Origin of the sequence: Neobacillus terrisolis (assembly GCF_051233475.1) — a bacterium.
Taxonomy (GTDB): domain Bacteria; phylum Bacillota; class Bacilli; order Bacillales; family Cytobacillaceae; genus Bacillus_BU.
In genome coordinates, this window is the sequence record NZ_JBKFGH010000002.1 from 240,035 (window position 1) to 265,368 (window position 25,334).

The following is a 25,334-nucleotide window of genomic DNA, read 5'->3' on the forward strand; positions in this document are numbered from 1 at the left end:
CCTCTCTTATTCTTTTCCTGAAATTCCTGCGGAAGAAAATGTCGCCATTTCTTTTAACATTAAAACCGCTGATTGTAAAATTGGAAAGGCTACTGCTGCCCCTGTACCTTCGCCAAGGCGGAATCCTAAATCAAGCAACGGCTTTTTACCTAACAGATTAATAGCCGTTTCATGGCCCACTTCAAATGAACGGTGACCCATAATCATATAATCGCCAGCATCACTAGAAATCTCCTTAGCAAGGATAGCTGACACAGTACAAATAAATCCATCTACCAGAATCGGAATTCGATATGCTGCAGCAGCAAGCATCGCCCCGGTCATCGCCGCAATTTCAAGACCACCGAGTTTCGCTAACACATCAATTGGATCATTCCGGTCAGGCTTGCGCGCCTCGATTCCTCGCTTGATAACAGCTTGTTTGTGTGAGATTTGTTCGTTCGCTAATCCCGTTCCACCGCCAACAAGCTCCGTAATATCCTTTCCACTTAACACGGCTAAAATAGCACTGCTAGGCGTTGTGTTGCCAATTCCCATCTCTCCAACGATCAAGCATTTAATTCCTTGCTGTTTGATCATTGCTTCTGCACGCTCATAGCCAACAGCTATCGCCTGTTCTGCTTCAGCGCGAGTCATCGCGTCTTCTACACAGAAGTTTCTCGTACCGTAGCGCACTTTTTTATTCACTACACTTTCTTGGTTCAAATCTGAAGCAACACCAACATCGACAATTTCAAATTTCGCTCCGATTTGACGGCTAAAAACATTAATTCCTGCCCCGCCATAAACAAAGTTCATCACCATTTGCGAAGTGACTTCTTGAGGGTAGGCAGAAACGCCCTCTTGCACAACCCCATGGTCTCCAGCAAACACGATTACACCCGGAGGCGTTACGGTTGGGAATGCCTCCCCTGTTATTTCAGCTAACTGGATGGCAATTTCCTCTAATCTACCGAGACTCCCTAGCGGTTTTGTTAATGTATCAATATACTCGGCTACCTTTTGTCCATTTTCTTTATTTACTGGTTGAATGGTTTCGGAAATGTTCATTTTACTATTCCCCTTTTTTTAAATTCATTCATTTTCTGCTCAATCATATCCATTTTTACATGCGATCTTACATGGTCGGCTAATCGATCAAATGCTTCTTCTCGTAATAGATTAAAGGAAACGCGGTCGTTAATCGGTCCTAGTCCTTTTTTTACCCGAATCCCATTAATAAGCGCCTCCCGAAAATCGTCATTGTGGAAAATACCATGAAAATACGTGCCAGCAGCCGTTTCGTCTTTATTTTTACAGCCATCCAGCCCTAATCTAGTTGAAATAAGTATTTCACTATCTTGACTGACTAGTGAAGTACCCATATGAATCTCGTACCCTTTAACATTGAATATTTTACCACAAAAGGATATTTCGCCCTCTGATTGAACAGTCTTTTTTTCCTTTGTAATTGTTGTTTCAACTGGAAGCAGTCCAAGTCCATCGGTTAATTGAAGTGGTGACTCCACCCCAAACGGGTCCGCAATCGACCGCCCCATCATTTGATAACCGCCGCAAATCCCAAAAATCTTCGTTTTTTTCTTAGTATGTAAATCGATTATTTTTCTTGCCAGACCGCTTTCTTGTAAAAACTGATAGTCTTCAATCGTATTTTTACTTCCTGGTAAAATAATTAAATCAGGTTCCTTAAGCTGGTCCCCATTCGTTATAAAACGAACATGACAATCCGATTCAACAAAAAAAGGATCCACATCGGTGAAATTGGATATTTTCGGATATTGAATGACGGCTATGTCAATGTCCTTGTCGCTATTTTGCATGGAAGTATATTGATTTAATATGACCGAATCCTCGGCATCGATGTTTAAGTTTGGTAAATATGGAATAACCCCCAGCACAGGTTTTCCCGTATATTTTTCAAACCATTCCAAGCCTGACTCTAATAACCGAATGTCACCACGAAATTTATTAATAATCACTCCGACAACGCGGTCGCGGTCCTCCGGTTCCATGAGCTGAAGGGTGCCTACTAAACTCGCAAACACCCCTCCTTTTTCAATATCACCTATTAAAATAACCGGTGCATTCGCCATCCGCGCTACGCGCATGTTGACGAGTTCGCGATCATTTAAATTAACTTCCGCCGGACTTCCGGCGCCCTCAATTACAATTCGATCATTCGCCTCGGAAAGACGACCTAACGCTTCTTCAATCAACTTTAGACCTGTTTGAAAAAAATCCTGGCGGTAAGCACCTGCCTCCATGTTTCGAAATGGTTTCCCATGAACGACAACTTGCGCTTGATTGCCGCGGTTTGGCTTGAGCAGAATTGGATTCATATCAGTAGTTGCCACCACACCTGCCGCTTCCGCTTGGACACCCTGAGCCCGACCAATTTCTTTCCCATCAATCGTTATATAGGAGTTTAGCGCCATATTTTGCGATTTAAACGGCACCGTTTTCCATCCGTCTTGGGCAAAAATACGGCAGAAGGCGGTGACAATTACACTCTTTCCGGCATCGGAATGTGTGCCTTGAAACATAATCGGAACAGCATTAGCCATTTGCTTTTATCTCCTTACATTGGTTAATCCAATTTTCTACCATGGCCGGGCAGGATCCAAAATGAAAATGAGTGTATCCGGCAATTAACTGACCGTTCAAGTACCCCTCTTCCTTTATCCCGCGCATTCCTTTTGTTTGATAAGCAGGGGATATTTCATCTTTTGGATGGAAGGTAGAATAGTGGAACTCATGCCCTTTCGCCTGAAGATTACCCGCTAATAAAAAGTTTCCTGTCGAGCCGGTAATTTCTCGATAGCCTAGTGCAGCCAGCTTCGTCTGCATTTTTACCGTACCAGGGATCAGACCGACCATTTCATATGTTTGGTTGTCCGATGTTTCAATTGCTTCTGTTAAAAACATAAAGCCGCCACACTCAGCCAAGGTTGGCAATCCTGCTTCGATTGCTGCTTTAATTGATTGTTTAACGAGCTTTTGATCCGCAAGCTCCTCGGCAAACTCTTCCGGAAACCCGCCGCCAATATATAGACCATGAATATCTTGCGGAACCGTTTCTCCAGCTAACGGGGAAAACGGAACGAGCTCAGCTCCATAAGCCTCGAGAATTTCCAAATTTTCTTCGTAATAAAAATTAAACGCCGCATCTCTTGCCACAGCAATTCTTACCGATGGTTCGCTCTGTCTTGTAAACTGACTTTCTTTTATTTCCAATTGAGGTGCCTCCGCCAGCTCATAAAGCCGGTCAATATCCACTGTTTCTGCCACCACAGCGGCTAATTTTTCGAAAAAGGGATCAAGCTCACCCCGTTCGACAGATGGAACCAATCCGAGGTGCCGTTCTGGAATGGATAGTTCTTCATCACGTTTTAAATAGCCGACCACTGGAATCCCGCACTCCTGTTCAATTGCCGTTTTAACGATGTTAAAATGACCAACGCTGCCAACCCGATTGGCAATCACAGCAACAATATTTGTGTCGGGCTCTAACAGTTGAAATCCTTTGACAATCGCTGCGGCGCTTCGGGCCATGCTGGCACAATTCACGATTAGCACAACCGGACTTTTCGTAATCATACTAATCTCAGCTGTCGTCCCGGCATTATTGGTTGGATCCTTCCCATCATAGAGGCCCATGACACCCTCAATAATCGAAATATCCGCGCCTTTGCTGCCTCGCTCGACAATCTCTTTCACTAGCTCTGACGAAAGCATCCAGCTGTCTACATTCCTTGAAGGTCTGCCCGTAACTGCTGTATGATAGGTGGGATCAATATAATCGGGACCACACTTAAAGCCTTGAACCGTATAGCCCTTCTTCCTTAATGCGGCCATGATACCGATCGTCATCGTTGTTTTCCCGACCCCGCTGCCGGTACCGGCAATCACCAATCTTCTATTCGACATAGCTTTTTACGCCTCCCTTCAGTCATTCAAATGGAATAACCGCAACTGATATCGTTACATTTCCGGACTTTTTCTTAACGAGTTCAAGCTTTTGGGCACCGCTGTATAACAGGGCCGCCGGCTCACTCACTCCATAAGCACCAGTGTATTTATACACCGTCTCGGACGGCTCCTGACACTGAATCGTATTTAGTTGATTAGGAGAATAATAGACAAACTCCCAGCCATTGGCCTCGACCACTTCAAGCAAGCCTATTTCATCCTTTTTCAAATCAATCGTACAAATCGCTTTCACACTTTTCTTTGCGAATTTCAGTTCCGCTAAAGTTTCGGTGATGACCGCGTCAATTTCAGCTGCCGATGTGCCGCGATTGCAGCCAATCCCTAGCGCCAGCACTTTGGGACGATATAAAACTCCATTGGCTAAGATTTCGTTTTCTGTTTCTGATAAAATACGATGGGATATTACTAGTGCAGCTCCATGCGGTTTCTGCAACGCTTCTTCAACGGATGAATACAGGCTAAATTGTTCAGGGAGCGGCCGGTCATATGTCCACCATTCCCTTTCTCCCGATTCTTGAACAATCGCAATACTTTCCTCATTCACCACCGCGGCGCTGACCGGTGTTAACTTTTCCGCTGATTCCCAAACCCAGCCAAACCGCTTCCCAAACAAATCAACTGGGATCGTTTGCTGGACGTCAGAGGCAGTGGTGATGATCGGCCTTGCAGCGAGCACTGCCGCTACCTCTCGAGTCAGCTCATTCGCCCCGCCGAGATGTCCTGATAAAACACTGATGACATTTTCCCCTTTATCGTCAATCACGACGACAGCAGGGTCTGTTTTTTTATCTTTTAACAAAGGCGCAATCATCCGCACCACCGCACCTAGCGAAATAATAATGATCAGCCCCTGATATGATTGAAACAAAGCTGGGAAAAGAAGACGGACGCTTCCTGTAAAGGTTTGAATCCCGAGCCTTTGTTCATCCCCTTTAGCATGCTTGCTCATATAATAGACATCGGCATTTTGAAACGCTTTTCCCAGTCTTCTCGCAATATCTGTCCCATGCTTCGTAATCGCAACAACTGCATAATCTCCCTGCTGCCTGATTTTCGGAATGACTTCCTCCTGCAGGGTAATCATTATGCGTCAACCTTTCGGCGATAGCCATGGGTAAAGTGCTTATCATAAAGCTTGGAGCGATAATCCTTATTATGAATATTTTCATCTAACGCCCAGCCGGCCAAAATCATCGCTTGGCTGCGAATCCCATTGCTTCGCATCGCCTCATCTAAATTTTCCACCGTTGTTCTGATAATCTTTTGATCAGGCCACGACGCTTTATATACAACAACAACTGGAGTCTCCTTGCTCCACCCGGCATCAAGCAATTCTTTAATCACCTTTTTAGTTAGTGTTGCACTTAAGAATAAGGCAATCGTGCATTGATGTTCCGCTAAATCGCGGAGCTTTTCCAGTTCCGGTACAGGAGTTCGGCCCTCTGCACGAGTAAGAATAACGGTTTGCGTTAAATCAGGGATCGTTAACTCTGCCCCGGCCGCTGCCGCCGCTGCAAACACAGAACTAACACCAGGAATAATCTCAACTTCAATGCCGGCTTTCTTGATGAGAACCATTTGTTCCATAATCGCCCCATACATCGCCGGATCTCCTGTATGCACGCGGACCACCATTTTGCCCTGCTGAATTCGGTCGATCATCACATCAACCATCTCTTCTAAATGCATGCCCGCCGTCTTTAATACTTCTGCTGACGGCTTTGCTTTTTGAACAAGCTCTTCACTGACAAGGGAATCGGCATACAGAACAACATCCGCTTCCTGGAGCAGCTTTAAGCCTTTAACGGTAATTAAATCCGGGTCACCGGGACCCGCTCCTATTATGTAAAGCTTCATGTTATTTTCTCACCACCATTAACGTTAAATATTCAAGCTCCACACCTTCAAGCTCAGCTGCGCTCCAAATAACTTCTTCATCAGAGGTAACCTTCGTTACAACCGATGCTTTATGAAGTAAATCTAAATCCCGCAGCACTTCAAGCATCGAATCAATTACTTTTGCTACTTTGATAAAAATAACGCAGTCATGGTCTTGCAATACTTTTTTCATTGCTTCATAATCATCACGTGCCGGCACAATCGCAACCTTTTCATCTCCATCAGCCAAAGGCAAGCCAAGCCGTGATGCCGCCCCATTGATCGAAGAAATGCCCGGTACCACCTCAATGTTCACTTCCGGATACCGTTCCTGCATGAGCCGCATCATATGAATAAACGTACTGTATAATAACGGATCACCTTCCGTTACGAACGCGACATCCTTGCCCTGCTGAAGCTTTTCCCATACACTATCAACCGTTTCATTCCATTTTTTATCTAATACTTCCTGGTCCTTTGTCATCGGAAAAACGAGCCCGATTAGTTCTTTTTCTTGCGGGCGGAAATAAGCATCGATGATTTTTTGTGCATAACTCTTACTGCCTCGCTGTTTTTTCGGATAGGCAATGACCGGAGACTCCTTTAATTTGCGGAATGCCTTAACCGTGATCAATTCCGGATCACCTGGGCCAACCCCTAAGCCATATAATGTTCCTAACATGTTATTTTTCCCCTTCCTCTCGCTCTGCTGCAATAATGTAGATTGGATTTAATGCGTCAAATCGGGTTAAATTTAAAATCGGCTGACTTCTCGAAATTTGAACTAACGTTATGTCCGTCTTAAAGCCCCGTTCTTTAAAGGCCGACATCGCTTCAGCCAAATTTTCAATTGTCACCGCGTTCAAGACAATCCGTCCGTTTGGCTTCAAGCGGCTGCAGCACACATCTAGTATCGCTGCCATTCCTCCGCCAGTACCACCAATAAAGACAGCATCCGGATCCGGAAATTCCGCTAATCCTTCAGGCGCTTTACCATGAACGACGGTTGCATCGACACGGAACTTAGCTAGATTTTCACGGCAATTTTCGAGATCTGCTTCGTTTTTTTCGACCGCATAAACGCTTCCCTCACATGCAATTCTTCCAGCCTCAATCGCCACTGAACCCGTACACGTTCCAATATCCCAAACGACACTGTTTTCTTTTAAGCGAAGTGCACTTAAGCTTAATGTTCTGATTTCTTTTTTCGTAATTAAGCCCTTAAGCGGCTTGCGCTGAATAAATTCTTGATCGTCTATCCCTAATGGCCAAGTTGGGCCTTGTTTTGCTTTTTTAAGAACAACAACATTTAGTGGCGAAAACTGTTCATCGATCATTTCTTCCAGTTGATACCAGCGGCATCGTTCTGTTTCCCCGCCAAGATTTTCAGCCACGAATGCCTGGTATTCTGTCATGCCAAACGATAGTAAGTAGTTTGCCAGTTTGTTAGGTGAATTTTCGGCATCGGTTAAAATCGCAACCTTTTCCTTGCCGTCAATCCGTTGAGCTAACCCCTTCATGCTTCTGCCGTGAACACTGGTCAGATAGGCGTCCTGCCAACGTTCGCCCATTCTCGCAAACGCCAGCTGAATCGAGCTGACATTCGGATAAATCTCGATCGGCAATTTTCCTGATAAGTAACTTCCGATACCATAAAATAACGGATCCCCAGATGCGAGGATGACCACATTTCTGGTTTCATTTTTCAAACTTTCAACGATTGTGGTCAGCCCGCCTTCGATAATCCTTTTTTCACCGGTGTACTCCGGGAAAAAGCTGAGATGGCGCTTTCCTCCAATGAGAACTTCACTTTCCTCAATCCACTTTTCATACAGCGGGATCAGGCTTAACCTGCCATCGTCCCCCATCCCAATTAATTTAATTGCTTTCGTCATTTCGGACAGCCTCCCCTAAAAACTCTCCCTTTAGTGTATAAAGAGAAGTGCTTACTTCGATGCCGCCGCCAACCTCGCGGAGCGCAGCCAGACAGCAATAATCACAAAGGTTTGCAAAAAACGGTTGCAATCCTGCTGCCAACATCATATCGCCAACCTGTGAAGCCGTATTCGCTTCGAGGATTTGTTTGGTGACTTCCTTGGCAGCCCCAGCCTCTTCAGCAATTTTAGCCAAAAAAGAAAAATCGACCGGCGCGCTTTTCGAGTGGACCATCATCACCCCTTGTGCCACCTTTGAAAACTTGCCCATCATCCCGACCATGGACACTTTTTTCACCCCAAGCCGTTTGCACTGCTTCAGGGTAAAACCAACAAAATCCCCCATTTCAATAAAAGCCTCTTCTGGGAGTTGAGGATATTGTCTCATTCCATATTTTTCACTGCGCCCGCCTGTGGTGATAACGACATGGTCACAGCCGCTGGCACGAGCCACGTTTAAGGCTTGAACGATACTTGCTTTATAGGCAGACGTCGAAAATGGGACCACGATTCCGCGCGTCCCTAAAATCGAAATACCACCGATAATTCCCAAGCGGCCATTTAACGTTTTTTTGGCGATTTCCTCTCCGTCCGGAACTGAAATCACGATACTGATACCGTTGTTGGTGCCGAATTCCTTTAGCAATTCCTCGGCAGTCTCCGTAATCATTTTTCGGGGGACAGGATTAATTGCTGCTTCACCCACAGGGACCGGTAATCCTTCTTTCGTGACACGTCCGACACCAACGCCGCCATCTAGTGTAGTGCCGGGTTGGTCTGACCATGTCACCGTTGCGATTATTTCCGCTCCATGCGTGGCGTCCGGATCATCTCCACCGTCCTTGATTACCGTTGCTTGTGCTTTTGTTTCGTATACTTCACAGTTTTCAATTTGAAAAGTAGCAAACCGGCCCACTGGAAGGAAAATCGTTGCTTCCGTTTGTCTTTCTCCGGTGAGCAAAGCAGTGAGCGCGGCCTTTGCCGCAGCCGTTGCGCACGCTCCTGTTGTATAGCCTTGTCTTAATTTTTTTTGTTGATTAGTGTCATGGACTTCTTCGGACATGATTACCTTGATTCCTCGCTTGGTTCTATGTCGTTTTTTTCAACTCTTATTTAAATGCCTGTGCAATGTAAAAACCTGTGAGCATTACCACTTTTCTTTAGGCATTCTGGGGTAGGATCATGTGCTGATCGTTCCCAGTTTCCTGATTTTTGTGCCTTCTCGGGCACGACCACGCGATGATCATTCCCGTCTTCCTGCTTTTTGCGCCTTTTCGGGCACGATCACGCGCTGATCGTTCCCGTCAGCTCAACTTTTCCGCCTCCACGGGCACATTCACGCGCTGATTGTTCCCTTCTTCCCCATTTTTTCGCCTTCACGGGCACATTCACGCTCTGATCGTTCCCGGCTTCCTCATTTTTTCGCTTCCTCGGGCACATTCACGCGTTGATCGTTCCGGTCAACTCACTTTTTCTTCCTCCACGGGCACATTCACGCGCTGATTGTTCCCGTTAACTCACTTTTTCCGCCTCCACGGGCACATTCACGCGCTGATCGTTCCCGACTACTCACTTTTTCTGCCTCCACGGGCACATTCACGCTCTGATCGTTCCCGTCTTCCTCATTTTTTCGCTTCCTCGGGCACATTCACGCGCTGATCGTTCCCGTCTTCCCCATTTTTCCGCCTCCACGGGCACAATCAAACAGTTCAACCCCTCATAAGCATAAGAACCAACTTTCTCCAATAATCCACTACACCTGTTCAGCAAGCAGTGTTATCGCATTTAGCGCAGCAACCGTTACCGTGCTGCCACCCTTTCGTCCAACATTGGTGATGAACGGAATATTAAGCTTGGCCAGTTCTTCCTTTGATTCCGCCGCAGAAACAAATCCAACCGGAAGACCAATGACCAATCCTGGCTTTGCTTCACCTTCTTTTACAAGACGAATTAATTCTAATAAAGCAGTAGGCGCGTTCCCGATTGCAAAAATTCCGCCGTCTGCTTCACGAATTGCTTTTCTCATCGAGATAATCGCGCGAGTAGTATTCAAACGCTTCGCTTCCTCAACAACATCCGGGTCTGATATATATACCTTCACTTCGCCGCCGTATTTTTCGATTCTTGCTTTGTTTACGCCGCTTTGAATCATTTGCACATCTGCAACGACTTGTTTACCACTGCGAATCGCGTTAATTCCTGCTTCAATTGCATCCCGATGAAATAATAAACTTTTTCCTAATTCAAAATCGGCCGAAGCATGAATAACCCGTTGCGCAACCTTGTATTGTTCAGGAGTAAACGGATGTTCCCCCACCTCTTCATCAATCATTTGAAAACTTACTGTTTCGATTTGTTGCGGTTGAATTGTTACTGGTTTAAACTCTGTACGGAAATCCATACTAATACCCATCTCCCTGTTCAAAAATTTTTCTATTAAGTGCAGGATAATAAAGCAGTTTTTAAAGCTATCAACACACCTGAAAAATCACGGTAAACCTGACCATAATTTATCACCGGCCGACTAATCAGAATGGTTTCAATCCCCAATTCCTGTGCCGCTGCGATCTTCTCGTCTACCGAACCAATTTGTCCGCTCTCTTTTGTAACCATCAAAGTAACGCCATATTGCTTATATAGGGCCTTATCGAACTCTTTCGTAAAAGGCCCCTGGATGGCAATGATATTCTTTTGAGGAAGCCCCAGACTTTCACATTTTTCAAGATTATCAATTCTAGGTAACATCCGTGCGATGAGCCTCACATCCGGGATTCCTAACAATTTTTCGGTAAAAATTTGGAGTGTTTTACTGCCGGTTGTCAGCATGATCACACCCTTTTTGCGAGCGGCAGCCTCTGCTGCTTCCTCGTAGCTTTCTACAACTGTTAGTTTTTCATATTGATAGACCTGGGACTCACGCTCATAACGAATGTAAGGAACGCCAGCGTTTTCCGCAGCGCTCATTGCATTTCGAGATGCTTCTTCCGCAAACGGGTGACTGGCATCGACGACAGCCTGCACTGCCTTTTCCTCTATGAAACTAGTCATTTCCACTGCCGTTAATCGACCAACTCGCACATCGATTCCCACCTGTTGCAGTTCCTTCGCTGCATTTTCTGTTACAACCGTGGCGATGAGCGGGTAGCCCGCTTCTTTTATTTTTAATGCAAGATTCCGAGCATCACTTGTTCCAGCCAGAACGAGAATCATGATGGCTGACCTGCCTTTTCCTTTTGGGAATGCTCGTGATGATCATCTGTATGATTGTGATCGTGGTGAGCATGGACATGACCATCGAGATGATCGTGGTCATGATGATGCCCATGATCGTGCCCCTGGCCATGATGATGTTCGTGATCATGATCGTGCTCGTGCCCGTGCCCATGATGATGCCCATGGTCATGATCGTGGTCATGATCGTGGTGATGATGATGTATGTGCTCCATCACGCCAAGACGATATTGACATGTATCGCAGTTCATTTTCACTTCATCCTTAAGCGCCTCATCGACTCGATCCATTAAAATCGTTTCTAATTTTGGATGAAAGCCGAAATAACCAGCCAGCTTGAATTCAATTCCAGGATATTTACCTTCAAAGTCAGAGATCATATTCTCAAGACGCTTGATTAAGATACCGGTGAACAAAAAATATGGTAAGATCACTACTTTTTTTGCCCCCAGGCGGATGCAGCGATCAATCCCTTCATCGACAAGCGGGTTCGTTACACCCATAAAAGCCGATTCTACGAAGTTATATTTTGTTTTTTCCCATAAAAGCCTTGCCATTTTGTACAAATCGCTATTGGCATCCGGATCACTCCCGCCTCGGCCCAATAATAAAATGGCCGTATCCTCTCCGGGACTGTCCACATCTTCCCCAATTTCCGCCAACCTTGTGGTAAGAATGGAAATGTTCTCTTCATGGATTCCAATCGGTCTGCCGTACGTGAATCCGACATGAGGATATTTTTGACGAGCCTCATCGATTGCTGCTGGGATGTGTATTTTTGAATGCCCTGCCGGTAAAAGCATGATCGGAATCACAACAATGTGGCTGGCCCCTTTTCCAACACAATTATCAATTCCCTGATTCACATTCGGGAGTTCAAACTCTAAAAAACATGTTTCGACTAGTAATGAAGAGTCCATCTGCTCCTTCATCTTCGCGATAAACTGTCGAACCTGATCGTTTCCTTCCTGATCCCTGCTTCCATGCCCAACAAATAAAATTGACTGCATTGTAGTTCCTCCCCTTATGTATATCTGATTGTTCGTAAACGTTTAATCACCACATGCAGCTGCTTCGACTTCCAGCTTTGGTGTAATATCCTGGTACACGAAACCCTGCACTTGTTTTACACGCTTAAAGAATTTGTAGAAGCGCTCATTTGGATATCCCAAGTCCTTATAATCTTGAATAATATTCTCGACAATGCTGACGATTTGTTCCGGTGCAATCCCTTCTGCTACTATTTGCCCGGGATGACCATTGCGGCCTACTGTTTTCCCGCCTAAAAATAAATCAAATGCACCTTTGCGATAAACAATGCCAATATCCTCTTTTACCGCTCCATAACATGCCATTCCACACCCGTTAAAACCAAGCTTAAGCTCCTTCGGAAGCTCCATCCCGCCAAGCCTGCTCTCAAGTTCCTCCGCGTAAGGAATACTATCCTTCTTGTCACCATCACAGAAATCACAAGCCTTTATCGTCAAGACATCCCCGACAGGTGCTAAGCTAAATCCTGCTTCAGCCAATCTTTCAATTACCTCGTTCGGATTATAAGTCGGAATTTGCAATTTTAAATGATGATCCTGCGTGTACTCCATGATTCCGTTCTCACCAACTACCTCTGCCAAAACTATCATTTGTCTAGCAGTAAATTTCTTATTGGCAACACCAGGGCTTACGGCCAATTCAAAAATGGTTTCCATGTCTTGCGGCGACACGTTCTGTTGAAACGGCTCCACATTTTCGCCATTCACCATTTTCAAAGCAAGTTCGGCCATTTCCCGGAAGGAAAGCTCCTCGTTATTGGTCGCTTGCAATACTGGTGCTGGATTTACTTGCTCAAGTGCCCACGGCTCGGCTTCCTTTTGCAAACGCTGGTGGAGCTTGAGCGGTTGCTCAGTTTGATTCAACGTATATTTCCGTTGATAGCCTCGCGGGGTAATCATTAAATCGTCATATAGAAACGTAGAGGAGTTCCCGATAATAACGGTCGTTAACATCCCGATCTCATGATTGAGCATTTCCTTTAAATTTGTGACGACAACCTGCTCACGGTCGCGGTAGGCACTTTTAACTAAGCCAACCGGGGTGTCAGGTGAACGATACTTCAACAGAATCTGTTGAGCCTCAGCAATTTGCCGTGTTCTACGGCCACTTTTCGGATTATAAAGGGCAATGACAAAATCTGTTTTTGCTGCTGCGTCAATTCGGCTTTCAATCAAATTCCACGGTGTTAAATGGTCACTTAAGCTGATCGTACAAGCATCGTGCATGACTGGAGCCCCTAGTAATGACGCACAAGAATTAATCGCGGAAATACCAGGGATGATTTCTACCTCAACACCGGTTTCTTTTTTCCAGCCCTTCTCAATCAGTACCTCGTAAATAAGACCGGCCATCCCATAAACACCGGCATCACCACTCGAGATAACCGCCACCTTATTGCCTCGCTCCGCTTGCTTAACAGCTTCTTGAGCCCGGCTCACTTCTTCAGTCATACCGGTACTAATAATCTCTTGATCTGTTAATAATCCTTCAATTAAGTCAACATACGTTTTATAACCGATTACCATATTACTTTCTTGAATGGCCTCTCTAGCTCTTTCTGTAACATGCGCAAAACTTCCCGGCCCAAATCCAATAACGAGCAGTTTCCCCTTCATCTAAATTCCACCTTTCAATATTTCAACGAGCATGGTGATTCCAAGCACTAAGCTGTAAATTCCAGTAACTAAACCAAGTAAAAGAAATAAGGATTTTCTTAATCGAGCCTTCATAAAACCCCAAGTAAGCAGGAAGGCGATTAGAACAGTTGAAATTAACAACCCGACCACAAACAAAATCAATTGAACGGTGGCTGCCGCAAAAGTATGATCTCCGGTAACATTGGTGAGGATCGTAATTTGCGTCGGACTTTCAACCCCTATTCCATGAATAACACCGATAATAAAAGCACTAATGATTCCGAGGTGCAAAGGGGTTAACCGTTTTTCAATCCCTTTTAGGTTTGTTTTTTCAGCACATTTTGCTAGAAAAAGAAAAATGATTTGCAAGCGGCTTTTATACTCGTACCCTTCTTTTTGTTGGAAGAGTGAATACATCATATATCCACCTAGAATCACAAGCGTGACCCCTACCAATAGTTCCATTTTTTGCCTGGTTTGTTCAGACATCTCTAATCCAAGGTAAATGGAAATAAATCCAATCGTAAGGACAATCGTGCCATGCCCTAATGCATACATCATCCCAAGTGATAGCTGCTTTCTTTTCTTCTTTTCACTGCCGACCATATCAGCAATTGCTGCAACATGATCCCCATCCATCCCATGGCGCATCCCAATCAAAATCGCTAATAGTGAATAAGTATATAATTCGATGAAAATCCTCCCCTTTTCGCTTACGTCGTTTTCAAATCGCTGTGTTGGACTTGCCAGTTGATTTCCGCTCCAATCAACAAGTGAATAAAAATCCAAATAAAAACACCCCTGATCAGCAGGGGTGCGTAATAAATACATGGCAAAGTTGCCAAAAAAGCATTTTATCAGCACTTCCCACCCATAAGCCCGTAGGTTTTAGAAGTGTCTAGGTTAAGGCAGGTCTCCTGACTATGGTTCATTGTTCCAATGCGTCTTCCCAATTGTTCTTAGTGACAAATGCAATGGAACTCCCCAATACAGTGGCGGGTACCGTGACGGAATTTAACCGTTCTTCCCTTTTCACGCAATCTATGAATTTTGCGCACCTTTTCCTAAACGATATGTAGTTTTTGTTAGTCATTTTCGGTTCTATTAGAAGTGAAAGCGCAGTTGAACCATGTTAAAACGTAAAAAAATCCGTCCAGCAACGCCTGGACGGATTAATATAAACGAAAACAATCAAAGAGACTCTTTAGGTGCTTCCGTTTCACGTTCTCCATCCCCGAAGAAGCTGAAACTAGTTTCAATTAAGATTGGTCTCCTGACTCGTGTATCTTCCTACTACAGGACCTTCCCGTAAACACTATTTCTTGATAGTGTTAAACAGTGGTTCTCCTGGTTCGTCCACACATACAGTTGCGGGGGCAGTTCCGGTTTTTCACCTGATTCCCTATTAAGCCACATGGCACCTTAATTGACTACTATATTAAATTATTATTTACATTTACACATTCCACATAGAACTAATAAACATATTATCTTAATTTTCTTCATATTTCAACATTAAAATATAACAAATGTCACTTCAACACAGCAAAGCGGCGGGGGACAGTCCCCCGCCGCTTTGCTGTGTTGAAGTTATTGTACAGCTCTTCTGATTTCCCGGGTTTTTATTTTTTCCCTTAAAGAGGCAACCGCAATCGAGCTTATAAGCCATAACAGAAGGCCTAAAATAATGCTCATGACCCAATCATGACTTGTTTGCAGAACGAGTAAAACAGTTGCCACACAAATAACTCCACCAATCATACCAAAAACCGAACCGTTTGCAATTTTACCTGCTTTCTTTGAACCCGATGCGAGTCCGACCATAAACACCGCTGTTAGCATGACAGCCGGAAACGCAGCAAAGATCCCCGCAAGTAATTCCCAAGGTGATAATACCGTGACTAAGTAGCTTAACATGACCGCTGTTCCGCCTAGTAAAAAACGAATCAATAATTCCTGCTTATTCATATTATCCACCTTTTAAAATATATAGGATGTAACGAAAACAACGATGATTGATACCGCAAACCAACAAATAACCGTTTGCACTAGACCTAATTTCCAGCCATGCTTCGGTAATAAATACCCTGCAATGATGGCCACAAGAATATTAACTCCCATCCCAATCATGGCGCCTTTTGACAATATAACCCAATGACTTATTAACTCTTCACCATTAAAATCCAACCGTGATGTTAGTAAAGCTGCCAAGTATACTGCCGGAAATGCCGCAAAGATTCCCCCTGCTCTTTCGCCCAGCTTTCTTGCCACAATAGTGGCGGCAACTACAGCTGATCCACCTAAAAGGAATCTTATTAACAAGGCACCAATTGAGATCTCCGTCACTACATTCCGCCTCTTTTCATCATAGCAACATTTGATTTATGAGCTGGAGTTTCTGTTAACACAAGATTTTTTTTATAAGCATGGTAATAAGCAAGAGCGACAAAAACAGAGCCACCCACTGCATTTCCTAAGAATACAGGTACAAAATTATGAAGGTATTCAAGCCATGTAAAGTGGCCGGCAAAAATGGCTGCTGGAATAACAAACATATTCGCAACAACGTGTTGGAATCCGATTGCCACAAAGGTCATTGTTGGAAACCAAATGCCCAATATCTTCCCTGTCATATCTTCTGAACCATAAGATAACCACACAGCAAGTGCTACCAACCAGTTGCAGCCAATTCCGGATAAGAAGGCTTGTATGAAAGTAGCTTCTAATTTATGTTCAGCAATAAAAATCGTTTTTTCAAGAAAAGGTCCTGTTTCTGTTAAACCTACAACATGTCCGAATACATAAGCTACAAATACTGCCCCAATAAAATTACTAATCGTAATAATCGACCAATTGGCAATCAGCTGCTTAAAACTTATTTTCCGAGCTAACCAGGCAAGTGGAACGGCCATCATATTTCCCGTTAATAGCTCGCCACCAGCAATTAATGTTAACACGAGTCCAATTGGAAACAGTGATGCCCCTAAAATAGTGCTGATTCCCGCAATGTCTCCGGTAAGCGGTGCAGTTACACGAATAAACAGCAAATAGCCCAATGAAATAAACGCCCCTGCTTGAAAACCTAATATGATTGATTTAAGTAATGAGTACTTTGTTTTTTTTGTTCCTGTTTCAACAGTAATATTAGCAATTTGTTCAGGCTTAAAAAAAGCCATGGTGATCATTCCCTTTCGACGAACAAAAATAATAGAAAAATAGTAAAATGTGAAGTTCGTCACAACTAAATCTTTTCCTTACCTATTTTAACGCATCTTTTCACACTAACCTTGTGAACTTTTTTCAAATGTTTTTGTAACGCTTTCATTGGTATTTCTAATAATATTTACCATCTAACTACAAGAAAAAGCGTTCTCATTTTATTTGGAACATCATTTCCAGATATTTTATTACCATATTAATTTTATTTGTATTACAATAAAACGTATTACTTTTTATAAAATTGAAAGAAGTGGAAGCATTGGCAGCTCGTCAAAAAAAATTAATCTATCTCACCTTAACTCTCGTCATGTTGGCATGGGGATTGAATGTTATTGCAACGAAGCTAATTGTCACTACCTTTATGCCAGTAACCATCACTGCTTTTCGAATATTTACTGCAGGAGTTTGTGTATTCGTCATCCTATTCTTTACAAGAAAAATTCGAATCCCGACAAAACGAGAATTACTGTTTATTCTGCTCGGCGGCTTCTTTAATGTGGTAGGACATCATTATTTTTTATCTATTGGACTTAGAAATACATCTGCTTCCAATGGTGGCCTTATTCTTGGAATGGGACCCTTATTAATTACCATTCTAGCCATTCTATTTCTAGGCAGTTCCGTCACGATGGCTCAAGTGGTGGGCATTGTCCTTGGTTTTTCAGGAGTCGCATTTGTAGTGTTGAAAAATGGAAATATTAGTGCGGTTTCACTTGGAGATTTGTATGTATTTATTTCAATTCTTTCGCAGGCGATCAGCTTTATTTTTATAAGTAAAATAGCCCGTTCATTGGACCCAAGATTAATGACGGGATACATGCTGTTATTTGGCTCAGTCATATTATTTATTATTAGCTTGATAGTGGAACCGGACGGATTAACAAGCTTGGCTCAAGGGTCATTCAACATCTGGGTTGTGTTTTTTGCATCAGCATTTATTGCAACAGCCGTAGGTCACATGGTATATAATTTTGCGGTTGGAGAAATCGGGGCAGCGGAGACTTCCATTTTTATCAACTTAAATCCCTTTTTTGCATTGATTGGTGCGGTAATCTTTTTAGGAGAAGAAATCGTTCCGACACAGATTATCGGCTTCATTCTCATCATCGCGGGCGTCATCATCGGCTCAGACATCTGGAAGGAAATGATGAAGAAATCCAAACTTAGAAAAGAAAAGCATTTAAGTGCTTAAAGATAATTAGCTAGGTGCCGTTGATTCGGAGACCAAATACCCTTTAAAACAAATAGGTGCCTGCCCCTGGTCACGTTACCAAGCTAACGTGCTGAGGGTCAGACACCTTGTTTTTATTTTGCGCTAATAAGCACCTTAACACTTTCTTCAAAGCGGTTCACAAATTGTTTTTGACTTGCACGGGCTAGTTTAAAGTATTCGTTCGTAACCTTTTGCCATCCGTTAAGTCTTTCACGTGAATAATGAACATAAGATTCACTATTTTCTTCAATGCTCTTTTCAAAGCGGTCAAACAAATCAAAAGTTGATTTAATTGGGGTAAGCGCAATTTCTTCTAATCGAGTAGATACGTCATTGAATTGATTGGTAAACTCGACACCACCCGCTTCGTTTGAAACTGGGAAATTATTTGAAATTTCTTTTACAATCTCATCATTCGTCTTTTTAGACTCGCGATATAAGCTGTTAAGTGATTTTCTGAATTCCTGATTTAATTTAATAACCTCTTTTAGCGAATTTAAGAAGGCATCTTCACGCTCTTCACGAAATTGTTTAGAACGCTCTAGGCTTTGTTCATACTGATCCCAAACTGTATCAACAAATAAATCAACTACATTTGTATCTTCGTTCGGCTCAACCTTTTTTTGGGCTGCTTTTAATACAACTTGTTCACTCTTTTTCGGATTCATTATTCTTTCTCCCCTTGTCCGCTTTTTTTTCTCTATTGGATCCTTCGTTTATAAAAGAAGGGATATAGAGCTCGAGAAAACTTGAATACATGTTAAAAAATTGATTTAGCATCGTTTGGTAGCTTTCCAATTGATTTGCATACCCCTTTAAATAGGAAACTCCCACGTCTGTAATCGTATAACGTCTTTTAGCAGGACCCGCACCTGTTGTATCCCACTCTGATTGAACTAAATTTTCTTTCTCAAGTTGGCGCAATAGTCGATATAAATTCCCTTGGTCAATCGTATGAAAGCCGAATGCTTGCAGCTTCTGGCTTATCTCGTATCCGTGAAGCGACATCCTGCTGAGAAGTAATAAAATAAAAGGCATTACAAAGTTTTTCGAAGGCTGAATGGATTGGGTTTCATTATTCTTTGTCAAGTGCTTTCCACCTCCACTTGTCTATATATGTATTTTACACCTATGGGTAATTTTGTGTCAATTAAGCATATATATAAATTAATAATATTTTTTCTAATTGATTACGATTCACCTGCGATGGGAATAAGGTGTACTAAAAACAAGTTGGAGGGATAAACAAGTGGGAAATTTCCTGATTAGTCGTTCCGGAATTCCTTTTTTACGCCTTGGTGCCGGTGAGCCTCTGATCCTTATTCACGGTTTAGGAGAAATGAAAGAAGGCTGGAACAATCAGTTCGAGCTAGCTGACCAATATGATCTCATTATCCCGGATCTCCGTGGACATGGGGATCACAAAAATACAGAAGGGATCTCCATCCACAATTTCGCACGTGACATCATTCATTTACTTAAAGAACTTAATATTGAAAACGCTCACATTTGCGGTCTATCAATGGGAGGGCTTGTCGCCCAAGAAATATATCGCCAAAACCCGAAATTTTGCCGCACATTGATGCTCGTTAGCACGTTTCACTTTATTCCGAAACAGCTTGGGCGTTTGCTTTATCGAATGCGAAAAACGCGAGCAAAGTCTGTCTCAATTGAAACCCAAAAGGAAATTGCCGCCCGAGTTTGTTTGTATTCATGGAGTGAGGAAAATTATAAGCATTTTCTTGATTTTTACAGACCTGACCAAGAAGCTTATATAAAATCGGTTGAATCCTGTATGAAGGTTAATAATTTATCGCTTTTGCCAAAAATAAAAATTCCAACACTCATTATTGGCGGACAATATGATGCTGTTACACCTGTTTGGATTCAATTTATGATGCATAAACAGATTGACACATCAGAATTTGTGATTATGAGAAACGCCGGCCACGCCTCAAAAATAGAGGCAAAAGAAGCTTTTAACAATGCGCTTCGAGGGTTTTTGGGCAAACAAAAACAAAAACCGGCATGCTAAGAAGGACTTTTCAAGCTCTAAGTAGATAAGGTCGGTCCTAGTCATTGCGTACTTCTCAAGGTCGAAACATACAAAGAAATTCATACAAAAGGGAAGGAATAATGTGCTCCTTCCCTGTTTATTTTAATGCTTGTCCACGATAAATATGCTCATTATTTCGAAGGAGCGGTAGAAACGGCAACAGCTGGTTCCTTTTGTTCACCTTTATCAATTAGCGTTTTAAGCATTTCAAATTCTTCCTTAAAGGTATTTAATTGGGTTAACTCTTTTTTCATTTCGATTAACTCGGATTGAAAGTTTTTCGTTTCAGCAAGCTCTTTCTTTGTTTTGACTAACTCTGTTTTCAATTGCTTTGTCAGTTTTATGATTTCCTTCGATACCCCGATTAGACTCTCAATATCTTTATTTGTAGCATTGATCCCTTCCTGAAGGCCAAATAGCTGTTCTTCCAAAGAATCTAATTTTTCCTCTGTTTGCTGATCGCGATTAGCCAATACTGTTAAATCCCTTTTCGTTGGGATGTTAAGGATATTGGCAATAACTTCTTGATTTTTTCTAAAAAAATCCAAGTTGCGGGTATAGGTTTCTATCACTGCTGAAGGGTGCTTGTCCGCTTCCCCTTGATGAGTAAACAGTGCAAAGTAGATATTCATCTGTTTTTCCCAGAGCTCGTTAAGCTTATTTAATAGTTCATACGGATCATATAGACTTGGGCTCGTCATCCTCTTCCTCTCCTTTTAAAATGGCTGTTTAAACTTGACTGTTGATTTCCGCTCCAGGCGCTTGCTTTCCGCGGGGCGGGCGGTGAGCCTCCTCGGAGCTAAAGCTCCTGTGGGGTCTCACCTGTCCCGCTGCTCCCGCAGGAGTCAAGCGCCTTCCGCTCCAATCAACAGCATGCTCAAAATCAACATTGTTATTTAACAAAGACTAAAAATAAAAACTTTTGTTAATTCACATGTTCTTTCATATATTTTTGAAATGGAAAAACAGCTGTTTTCAGTTGATTTTCGAAGAGATTCATAAACATTTTTTGATTTTTATAAAAAACACTCGCTGTTTGCTTTACACTTTCGATATACTGCTGTCTGCTTTGCTTGCGAAGTGAGACATATTGCTCAACAGCTTCTAAATATTTATCAAACGTTTTAGCGCTTGCTAATACATTAATTGGTGTCATAAGAAGCGTAGTCATTTTATTTTGAATATTGTCCATGACTTGATTTATTTCATGATAGGATTTTTTTGGAAAAAGTTGTTGGAGGGTCGTTGTCGTCATAAGAAGCTCTTCACGGGCGGTCGCTTCCCACTCCTGAAGCTCTTGGTTAAACTGGTCGGTTATGAGTTTCATTTTTTCGCGGTTTTGATTCACACTATCAACATATTTTTTTGCAGCTTTCAAAAATTCCTGATCATAGTATTCAGAACGCTGAGCCCACGAGTCAATCTCTTGATTGGCATGTTCCCAAATTAGTTCTAAAGTCGAAAGCTGTTCGTTATCGTCTAATGATTTTTTATTTTGATTACTATTTGTATTCGTCACCTTTTTCTCCTCCATCTTTTTGATTTTAGTGATCTTTCATTTGAGCAAGTTTTAAAAGTTTCTATTTAATGGTGATTATTTTTTCGAATATTAACACAATTTAAATTATTGTCACTAAATTTGGCTTTGTAAACCCTTCTTTCTCGACAAAGTTCCTCATTTTCAACCATCACCTACTCTACTTCCCCTGCAAAAGCCTATAATACCAACATTTCCCAACTAACACCCAGCTAAGAAATTACCAAAAAAATGTCGAAAAAAAGGTGCCTGTCCCCCGATGCGTTAACACTGTAACGTAACGGGGGACAGGCACCTATATTTAAAAGAATTTCTTTTTCCAGAATATGAAGGTTGTAAGACCTGAAAGAAATACTACTAATAAAAGGATTAACGAGAATGCGTACGGTTTATGCTGAAATGGTAAATCGACATTCATCCCAAAAAAACTAGAAACCATTGTTGGCAATGCAAGGATAATCGTGATCGAGGTTAAAAATTTCATTACCATATTTAAGTTATTGGATATAACGGAAGCAAAAGCATCCATCATGCCGCTTAAAATTGTACTATAAATTTCCGCCATTTCAATCGCCTGTTGCGTCTCGATAATCACATCTTCCAATAATTCTTTATCTTCCTCATACATTTTCAAATGATTTAAACGCAGTAATTTTTCCAAAACAATTTTGTTGGACTTTAGTGAAGTAGTGAAATAGACTAAACTTTTTTCCAACGCTAATAATGCATAGAGCTCCTTGTTTTTCATTGAGAGGTGGAGCCCTCTTTCAATTTCATCGGTCTTTTTATTAATTTGCTTTAAGTATCTTAAATAATACGTAGATATGGAGAATAGTATTTGTAAGGCAAATCGTGTTTTTTTATTGGTAAAAAAACCCTTGATTTTATTATTATAGAAATCTCCCAAAATAGGCGTCTCTTTAAGGGAAACTGTGATAAAGCAATCCTCGCTAATAACCATCCCAATCGGAATCGTTTCATAGATTGGTAAACCGGCATCATCATGTGTTATATATGGAAAGTCAACGATGATTAAAACATTATTGTCTTCCCGCTCAATTCTTGATCGTTCCTCATCATCCAACGCATCTTTAAAGAAATCAACAGGGATATTGAGCTTATTAGCCACTAAATTAATTTCATCCTCACTTGGAGAAGTCATATTAATCCAGCAGCCTTTAGTAATTTCGTCCATTTTTTCGATCTTTTTTTCTCCGTTTGCCACGAAAAACTCGATCATAATAAAACCTCCTCATTAACTAGAGGAAGCAAACATACCTTTTAAAGGGTTGATATCGTTGAATATCACTCCTGTTTATGAAAAAGATAAATCCGACTTCCTCCCTTGAACTGTTCGGTTCGGGTTCAGGAGAACCTTGACTACTCAAAAATATCAACTCCTTTCATTTCTGTTCTAATTGTATTTAATGTATTTATAACCCAACATCTATCTTATACCGTACATAAGAAAAACTGCAATAAAGAATTATTACAGTTTACACATCGATCGAATCTCGACCATTAATGATATCTTCAATTTTGTTAATTAATTCTTCAATGGTATCGAATGAAAAATCAACCTTTGCGAAGACCTCCCGTAAATTCAAGACATAGACAGGTTCTGCTGCCTTTTTTCTTTCATCAAAATGTGTTGAGGATGTCACTGACCAGTCCCCATCCAACCATATGGCAATTTGCTCCACACTACCGTCCCAAATAACTTCCTTAAATAAATCTTTCGCCTGCAGTTCCAGGTCAACTTCCATTTTTTACCCCTCCGAAGTAACTTTCATAAAAATTATAGACCAACCAAACCAAAATGCCAAGTCCATTGCACTTGTTCATATGTGTTAATATCCATTAACAATATTTTATAAAAACATATTATTCCCAATGAGCTAGAAAAAGAATCATTATTTTTAGAATTAATACGCCTTTAACTTCAATACAAAAAAATCCACCAGCTTAAAGGTGGATTTTCCTTCAAGTTAATCTTCTTTTTTTCGATCAGTTGATTCAAACTCTTCAGCTGCTTCCATTCCATGAATTGGCCTAAGTTTGTCTATTTTCCATTGAGCCCTAATTGGTTTCGCTTCTTTAAGCTCATGAAGTTTGTTTCTTGATTTTACAAAGAAATACGATACGGAATAGACCCCTAATAATAATAAGCCCGCTGCTAAACCTGCTCCCTGTCCACGCACTAACGGCATACTGACGATAACTGCGATTAAACTAATCAGTGCAAACCAAGATGAATAGGGATAGCCCGGCAATTGGCACCTCCCATTATTGGGACAGCCGTTTTGTTTTCTAAATTTAATATGGGATAAAACAATGACGACATAAGTAAAGAGAAGTGAAAAACCTCCTGAGCTTACTAAAAACGTGTAAACATTCGCTGGAAGCAGCAACCCAAGTCCCAATCCCGTGAGCATCGCTACACCAGAAAAAATGATTCCCGGATATGGTATTCCACCTTTTCCCTTAATTAATGAAGGTGCATGACCTTCATCTGCTAAGGACGAGATCATTCTTCCCAGACCAAAAGTGGCAGCTAACATGGTCGATAGAATGGCCGAGACTAGGACAAAATTAATGATATTTGCGGCCCACCCTAAGCCTTGTCGGGTTAATGCCGCAACAAATGGGCTCACCTCATCTGGGAGCTGGTCAATTGGAATTAACGGTAGCAATACAGAAACAGCACCAACATAAAGGGTAATCAGTCCAATCACCGTTAAGATAATCGCCCGCGGAACGATTTTTTGAGGATTTTTCGTTTCTGAAGCTGCAAGGCCAATAATCTCAAACCCCGCATAAGTGAACATGACCATCAGCATACTCCCTGCTATTCCGCCTATCCCCCCTGTAAAGATGGGCTCTCTCGCCAGTTCTCCCGCTCCAACCTGTGGATTACCAGGAAATAAACCAACAATGAGAGCAAAGCCGATTAAAATAAAACCGACTATTGCAAGTAATTTTACTGCAGCAAGTCCACTTTCCAACTTACTAAGTCGTTCGGCCCCTAATAAATTTAGTAATGTTACACCAATAATAATTACTGCTCCTAGTAAACCTACCGAAACTCCCGGATACCAACCTTGTATTAAAATGGAGGCGGCTATCGCTTCACTTGACATTGCCAAAATAAGCCCAGTCCAGTATACCCAGCCAACAATAAAGCCTAACCCCGAACCATAGGCTCTAGCTGCAAAGGTACGGAACGATCCGGGAGTTGGGTCTGCTACCGTCATTTCAGATAACGAAAAAAGAATGACAAATATGATGGCTCCACCTATTAAATAGGATAGGATAACAGATGGGCCCGCTGCGTGAAGCGCGACTGTCAATCCTAAAAAAAATGAACCCCCAACTACCGTTCCAAGCCCCATCATTGTTAGATGAAAAACCGACATCCCTTTTTCCATGCTGTTTCCTCCCAAGTTTGACTACTTTGGAGTAGTATTTGTCATGTCTTGGGAAAATATGATGGGCTCAGGGCCTAACCCAGATTTTTTAACATTTTTAAAAGAACGTTACAGTTTTGTTCATTATTTATTCATTTTTCTTCGTTATGATAGGAACAGGT

25 protein-coding genes and 2 riboswitches are annotated in these 25,334 nt (G+C 42.1%); of the genes, 2 read left to right on the forward strand and 23 right to left on the reverse strand.

Annotated features, from left to right (window positions below; translation table 11 throughout):
- Positions 1–6 precede the first annotated feature (6 nt).
- The 16 genes from cobT to ACI48O_RS01625 form a co-directional block, all read right to left on the reverse strand.
- Positions 7–1,050 carry a nicotinate-nucleotide--dimethylbenzimidazole phosphoribosyltransferase gene (gene cobT / locus ACI48O_RS01550; RefSeq protein ID WP_435559936.1) on the reverse strand — a complete coding sequence of 348 codons (1,044 nt, stop codon included), beginning with the start codon at positions 1,048–1,050 and terminating at the stop codon, positions 7–9.
- Positions 1,047–2,564, reverse strand: a complete 1,518-nt coding sequence (locus tag ACI48O_RS01555; RefSeq protein ID WP_435559937.1) for a cobyric acid synthase — start codon at positions 2,562–2,564, stop codon at positions 1,047–1,049. Before ACI48O_RS01555 ends, cobT begins: the two co-directional genes overlap by 4 nt.
- Positions 2,557–3,927, reverse strand: a complete 1,371-nt coding sequence (locus ACI48O_RS01560) for a cobyrinate a,c-diamide synthase (RefSeq protein WP_435559938.1) — start codon at positions 3,925–3,927, stop codon at positions 2,557–2,559. The genes ACI48O_RS01555 and ACI48O_RS01560 overlap by 8 nt, the downstream gene beginning before the upstream one ends.
- 22 nt (positions 3,928–3,949) lie before the next feature.
- Complete coding sequence (locus ACI48O_RS01565) at positions 3,950–5,074, reverse strand: cobalt-precorrin 5A hydrolase (RefSeq protein ID WP_435559939.1); 1,125 nt, start codon at positions 5,072–5,074, stop codon at positions 3,950–3,952.
- A complete protein-coding gene (gene cobM / locus ACI48O_RS01570) occupies positions 5,074–5,847 on the reverse strand; it encodes a precorrin-4 C(11)-methyltransferase (RefSeq protein WP_435559940.1) in 774 nt (257 codons plus the stop codon). Before cobM ends, ACI48O_RS01565 begins: the two co-directional genes overlap by 1 nt.
- 1 nt (position 5,848) lies before the next feature.
- Entirely contained in the window at positions 5,849–6,550 is a 702-nt protein-coding gene (gene cobI, locus ACI48O_RS01575) for a precorrin-2 C(20)-methyltransferase (RefSeq protein WP_435559941.1), read from the reverse strand.
- A 1-nt stretch (position 6,551) separates the two neighbouring features.
- Positions 6,552–7,763, reverse strand: coding sequence for a precorrin-6y C5,15-methyltransferase (decarboxylating) subunit CbiE (gene cbiE / locus ACI48O_RS01580; RefSeq protein WP_435559942.1), 1,212 nt, complete (start codon positions 7,761–7,763; stop codon positions 6,552–6,554).
- Entirely contained in the window at positions 7,747–8,865 is a 1,119-nt protein-coding gene (locus ACI48O_RS01585) for a cobalt-precorrin-5B (C(1))-methyltransferase (protein ID WP_435559943.1), read from the reverse strand. Before ACI48O_RS01585 ends, cbiE begins: the two co-directional genes overlap by 17 nt.
- 690 nt (positions 8,866–9,555) lie before the next feature.
- The gene (locus ACI48O_RS01590) at positions 9,556–10,203 is read right to left on the reverse strand and encodes a precorrin-8X methylmutase (RefSeq protein ID WP_435559944.1); all 648 of its coding nucleotides are present in this window, start codon (positions 10,201–10,203) and stop codon (positions 9,556–9,558) included.
- 35 nt (positions 10,204–10,238) lie between these two features.
- Positions 10,239–11,012 (reverse strand): precorrin-6A reductase, encoded by a 774-nt coding sequence (cobK, locus tag ACI48O_RS01595; protein WP_435559945.1) that lies wholly within the window; start codon positions 11,010–11,012, stop codon positions 10,239–10,241.
- Positions 11,009–12,043, reverse strand: a complete 1,035-nt coding sequence (locus tag ACI48O_RS01600; RefSeq protein ID WP_435559946.1) for a sirohydrochlorin chelatase — start codon at positions 12,041–12,043, stop codon at positions 11,009–11,011. Before ACI48O_RS01600 ends, cobK begins: the two co-directional genes overlap by 4 nt.
- A gap of 42 nt (positions 12,044–12,085) precedes the next feature.
- Positions 12,086–13,699: a precorrin-3B C(17)-methyltransferase gene (gene cobJ, locus ACI48O_RS01605; protein ID WP_435559947.1), complete on the reverse strand. Its 1,614-nt coding sequence runs from the start codon at positions 13,697–13,699 to the stop codon at positions 12,086–12,088.
- Positions 13,700–14,509 carry a HoxN/HupN/NixA family nickel/cobalt transporter gene (locus ACI48O_RS01610; protein WP_435559948.1) on the reverse strand — a complete coding sequence of 270 codons (810 nt, stop codon included), beginning with the start codon at positions 14,507–14,509 and terminating at the stop codon, positions 13,700–13,702. It abuts the gene before it with no gap.
- A gap of 101 nt (positions 14,510–14,610) precedes the next feature.
- Positions 14,611–14,797: riboswitch (cobalamin riboswitch) on the reverse strand.
- Between the two features lie 169 nt (positions 14,798–14,966).
- A riboswitch (cobalamin riboswitch) is annotated at positions 14,967–15,160 on the reverse strand.
- Positions 15,161–15,310: 150 nt separating this feature from the next.
- Positions 15,311–15,688 carry a DUF3147 family protein gene (locus tag ACI48O_RS01615; RefSeq protein WP_435559949.1) on the reverse strand — a complete coding sequence of 126 codons (378 nt, stop codon included), beginning with the start codon at positions 15,686–15,688 and terminating at the stop codon, positions 15,311–15,313.
- Between the two features lie 12 nt (positions 15,689–15,700).
- On the reverse strand, positions 15,701–16,066 hold the full coding sequence (locus tag ACI48O_RS01620; protein ID WP_435559950.1) for a DUF3147 family protein: 366 nt from the start codon (positions 16,064–16,066) through the stop codon (positions 15,701–15,703).
- On the reverse strand, positions 16,066–16,896 hold the full coding sequence (locus ACI48O_RS01625; protein ID WP_435559951.1) for a formate/nitrite transporter family protein: 831 nt from the start codon (positions 16,894–16,896) through the stop codon (positions 16,066–16,068). The genes ACI48O_RS01620 and ACI48O_RS01625 overlap by 1 nt, the downstream gene beginning before the upstream one ends.
- A 293-nt stretch (positions 16,897–17,189) precedes the next feature.
- Between ACI48O_RS01625 and ACI48O_RS01630 the strand changes: the two genes are divergently transcribed.
- Entirely contained in the window at positions 17,190–18,131 is a 942-nt protein-coding gene (locus ACI48O_RS01630; RefSeq protein WP_435559952.1) for a DMT family transporter, read from the forward strand.
- Positions 18,132–18,244: 113 nt separating this feature from the next.
- On the opposite strand, the gene ACI48O_RS01635 is transcribed toward ACI48O_RS01630, so the two are convergent.
- Together ACI48O_RS01635 and phaQ are read right to left on the reverse strand one after the other, a co-directional pair.
- Positions 18,245–18,820 (reverse strand): hypothetical protein, encoded by a 576-nt coding sequence (locus ACI48O_RS01635; RefSeq protein WP_435559953.1) that lies wholly within the window; start codon positions 18,818–18,820, stop codon positions 18,245–18,247.
- Positions 18,801–19,241, reverse strand: a complete 441-nt coding sequence (gene phaQ, locus ACI48O_RS01640) for a poly-beta-hydroxybutyrate-responsive repressor (RefSeq protein ID WP_435559954.1) — start codon at positions 19,239–19,241, stop codon at positions 18,801–18,803. The genes ACI48O_RS01635 and phaQ overlap by 20 nt, the downstream gene beginning before the upstream one ends.
- 160 nt (positions 19,242–19,401) lie before the next feature.
- Between phaQ and ACI48O_RS01645 the strand changes: the two genes are divergently transcribed.
- Positions 19,402–20,187: an alpha/beta fold hydrolase gene (locus ACI48O_RS01645; protein WP_435559955.1), complete on the forward strand. Its 786-nt coding sequence runs from the start codon at positions 19,402–19,404 to the stop codon at positions 20,185–20,187.
- Between the two features lie 152 nt (positions 20,188–20,339).
- On the opposite strand, the gene ACI48O_RS01650 is transcribed toward ACI48O_RS01645, so the two are convergent.
- From ACI48O_RS01650 to ACI48O_RS01670, 5 genes are all read right to left on the reverse strand, one after another.
- Complete coding sequence (locus ACI48O_RS01650) at positions 20,340–20,909, reverse strand: polyhydroxyalkanoate biosynthesis repressor PhaR (protein WP_435559956.1); 570 nt, start codon at positions 20,907–20,909, stop codon at positions 20,340–20,342.
- A gap of 224 nt (positions 20,910–21,133) precedes the next feature.
- A complete protein-coding gene (locus ACI48O_RS01655) occupies positions 21,134–21,727 on the reverse strand; it encodes a hypothetical protein (protein ID WP_435559957.1) in 594 nt (197 codons plus the stop codon).
- Between the two features lie 319 nt (positions 21,728–22,046).
- Positions 22,047–22,985, reverse strand: coding sequence for a magnesium transporter CorA family protein (locus ACI48O_RS01660; protein ID WP_435559958.1), 939 nt, complete (start codon positions 22,983–22,985; stop codon positions 22,047–22,049).
- 256 nt (positions 22,986–23,241) lie between these two features.
- Positions 23,242–23,511: a hypothetical protein gene (locus ACI48O_RS01665; protein ID WP_435559959.1), complete on the reverse strand. Its 270-nt coding sequence runs from the start codon at positions 23,509–23,511 to the stop codon at positions 23,242–23,244.
- A 222-nt stretch (positions 23,512–23,733) separates the two neighbouring features.
- Complete coding sequence (locus ACI48O_RS01670; RefSeq protein ID WP_435559960.1) at positions 23,734–25,173, reverse strand: amino acid permease; 1,440 nt, start codon at positions 25,171–25,173, stop codon at positions 23,734–23,736.
- Positions 25,174–25,334 lie beyond the last annotated feature (161 nt).

Coding starts and splice junctions, on each gene's coding strand:
- ACI48O_RS01585 (WP_435559943.1), bottom strand. CDS start 8,865: ATGTCCGAAGAAGTCCATGACACTAATCAACAAAAAAAATTAAGACAA.
- ACI48O_RS01660 (WP_435559958.1), bottom strand. CDS start 22,985: ATGATCGAGTTTTTCGTGGCAAACGGAGAAAAAAAGATCGAAAAAATG.
- ACI48O_RS01665 (WP_435559959.1), bottom strand. CDS start 23,511: ATGGAAGTTGACCTGGAACTGCAGGCGAAAGATTTATTTAAGGAAGTT.
- ACI48O_RS01560 (WP_435559938.1), bottom strand. CDS start 3,927: ATGTCGAATAGAAGATTGGTGATTGCCGGTACCGGCAGCGGGGTCGGG.
- ACI48O_RS01670 (WP_435559960.1), bottom strand. CDS start 25,173: ATGGAAAAAGGGATGTCGGTTTTTCATCTAACAATGATGGGGCTTGGA.
- ACI48O_RS01600 (WP_435559946.1), bottom strand. CDS start 12,043: ATGCAGTCAATTTTATTTGTTGGGCATGGAAGCAGGGATCAGGAAGGA.
- ACI48O_RS01590 (WP_435559944.1), bottom strand. CDS start 10,203: ATGGATTTCCGTACAGAGTTTAAACCAGTAACAATTCAACCGCAACAA.
- cobK (WP_435559945.1), bottom strand. CDS start 11,012: ATGATTCTCGTTCTGGCTGGAACAAGTGATGCTCGGAATCTTGCATTA.
- cobJ (WP_435559947.1), bottom strand. CDS start 13,699: ATGAAGGGGAAACTGCTCGTTATTGGATTTGGGCCGGGAAGTTTTGCG.
- ACI48O_RS01565 (WP_435559939.1), bottom strand. CDS start 5,074: ATGATTACCCTGCAGGAGGAAGTCATTCCGAAAATCAGGCAGCAGGGA.
- cbiE (WP_435559942.1), bottom strand. CDS start 7,763: ATGACGAAAGCAATTAAATTAATTGGGATGGGGGACGATGGCAGGTTA.
- cobM (WP_435559940.1), bottom strand. CDS start 5,847: ATGAAGCTTTACATAATAGGAGCGGGTCCCGGTGACCCGGATTTAATT.
- ACI48O_RS01615 (WP_435559949.1), bottom strand. CDS start 15,688: ATGAATAAGCAGGAATTATTGATTCGTTTTTTACTAGGCGGAACAGCG.
- cobI (WP_435559941.1), bottom strand. CDS start 6,550: ATGTTAGGAACATTATATGGCTTAGGGGTTGGCCCAGGTGATCCGGAA.
- ACI48O_RS01555 (WP_435559937.1), bottom strand. CDS start 2,564: ATGGCTAATGCTGTTCCGATTATGTTTCAAGGCACACATTCCGATGCC.
- ACI48O_RS01635 (WP_435559953.1), bottom strand. CDS start 18,820: ATGAATCCGAAAAAGAGTGAACAAGTTGTATTAAAAGCAGCCCAAAAA.
- ACI48O_RS01650 (WP_435559956.1), bottom strand. CDS start 20,909: ATGACGAGCCCAAGTCTATATGATCCGTATGAACTATTAAATAAGCTT.
- ACI48O_RS01625 (WP_435559951.1), bottom strand. CDS start 16,896: ATGGCTTTTTTTAAGCCTGAACAAATTGCTAATATTACTGTTGAAACA.
- cobT (WP_435559936.1), bottom strand. CDS start 1,050: ATGAACATTTCCGAAACCATTCAACCAGTAAATAAAGAAAATGGACAA.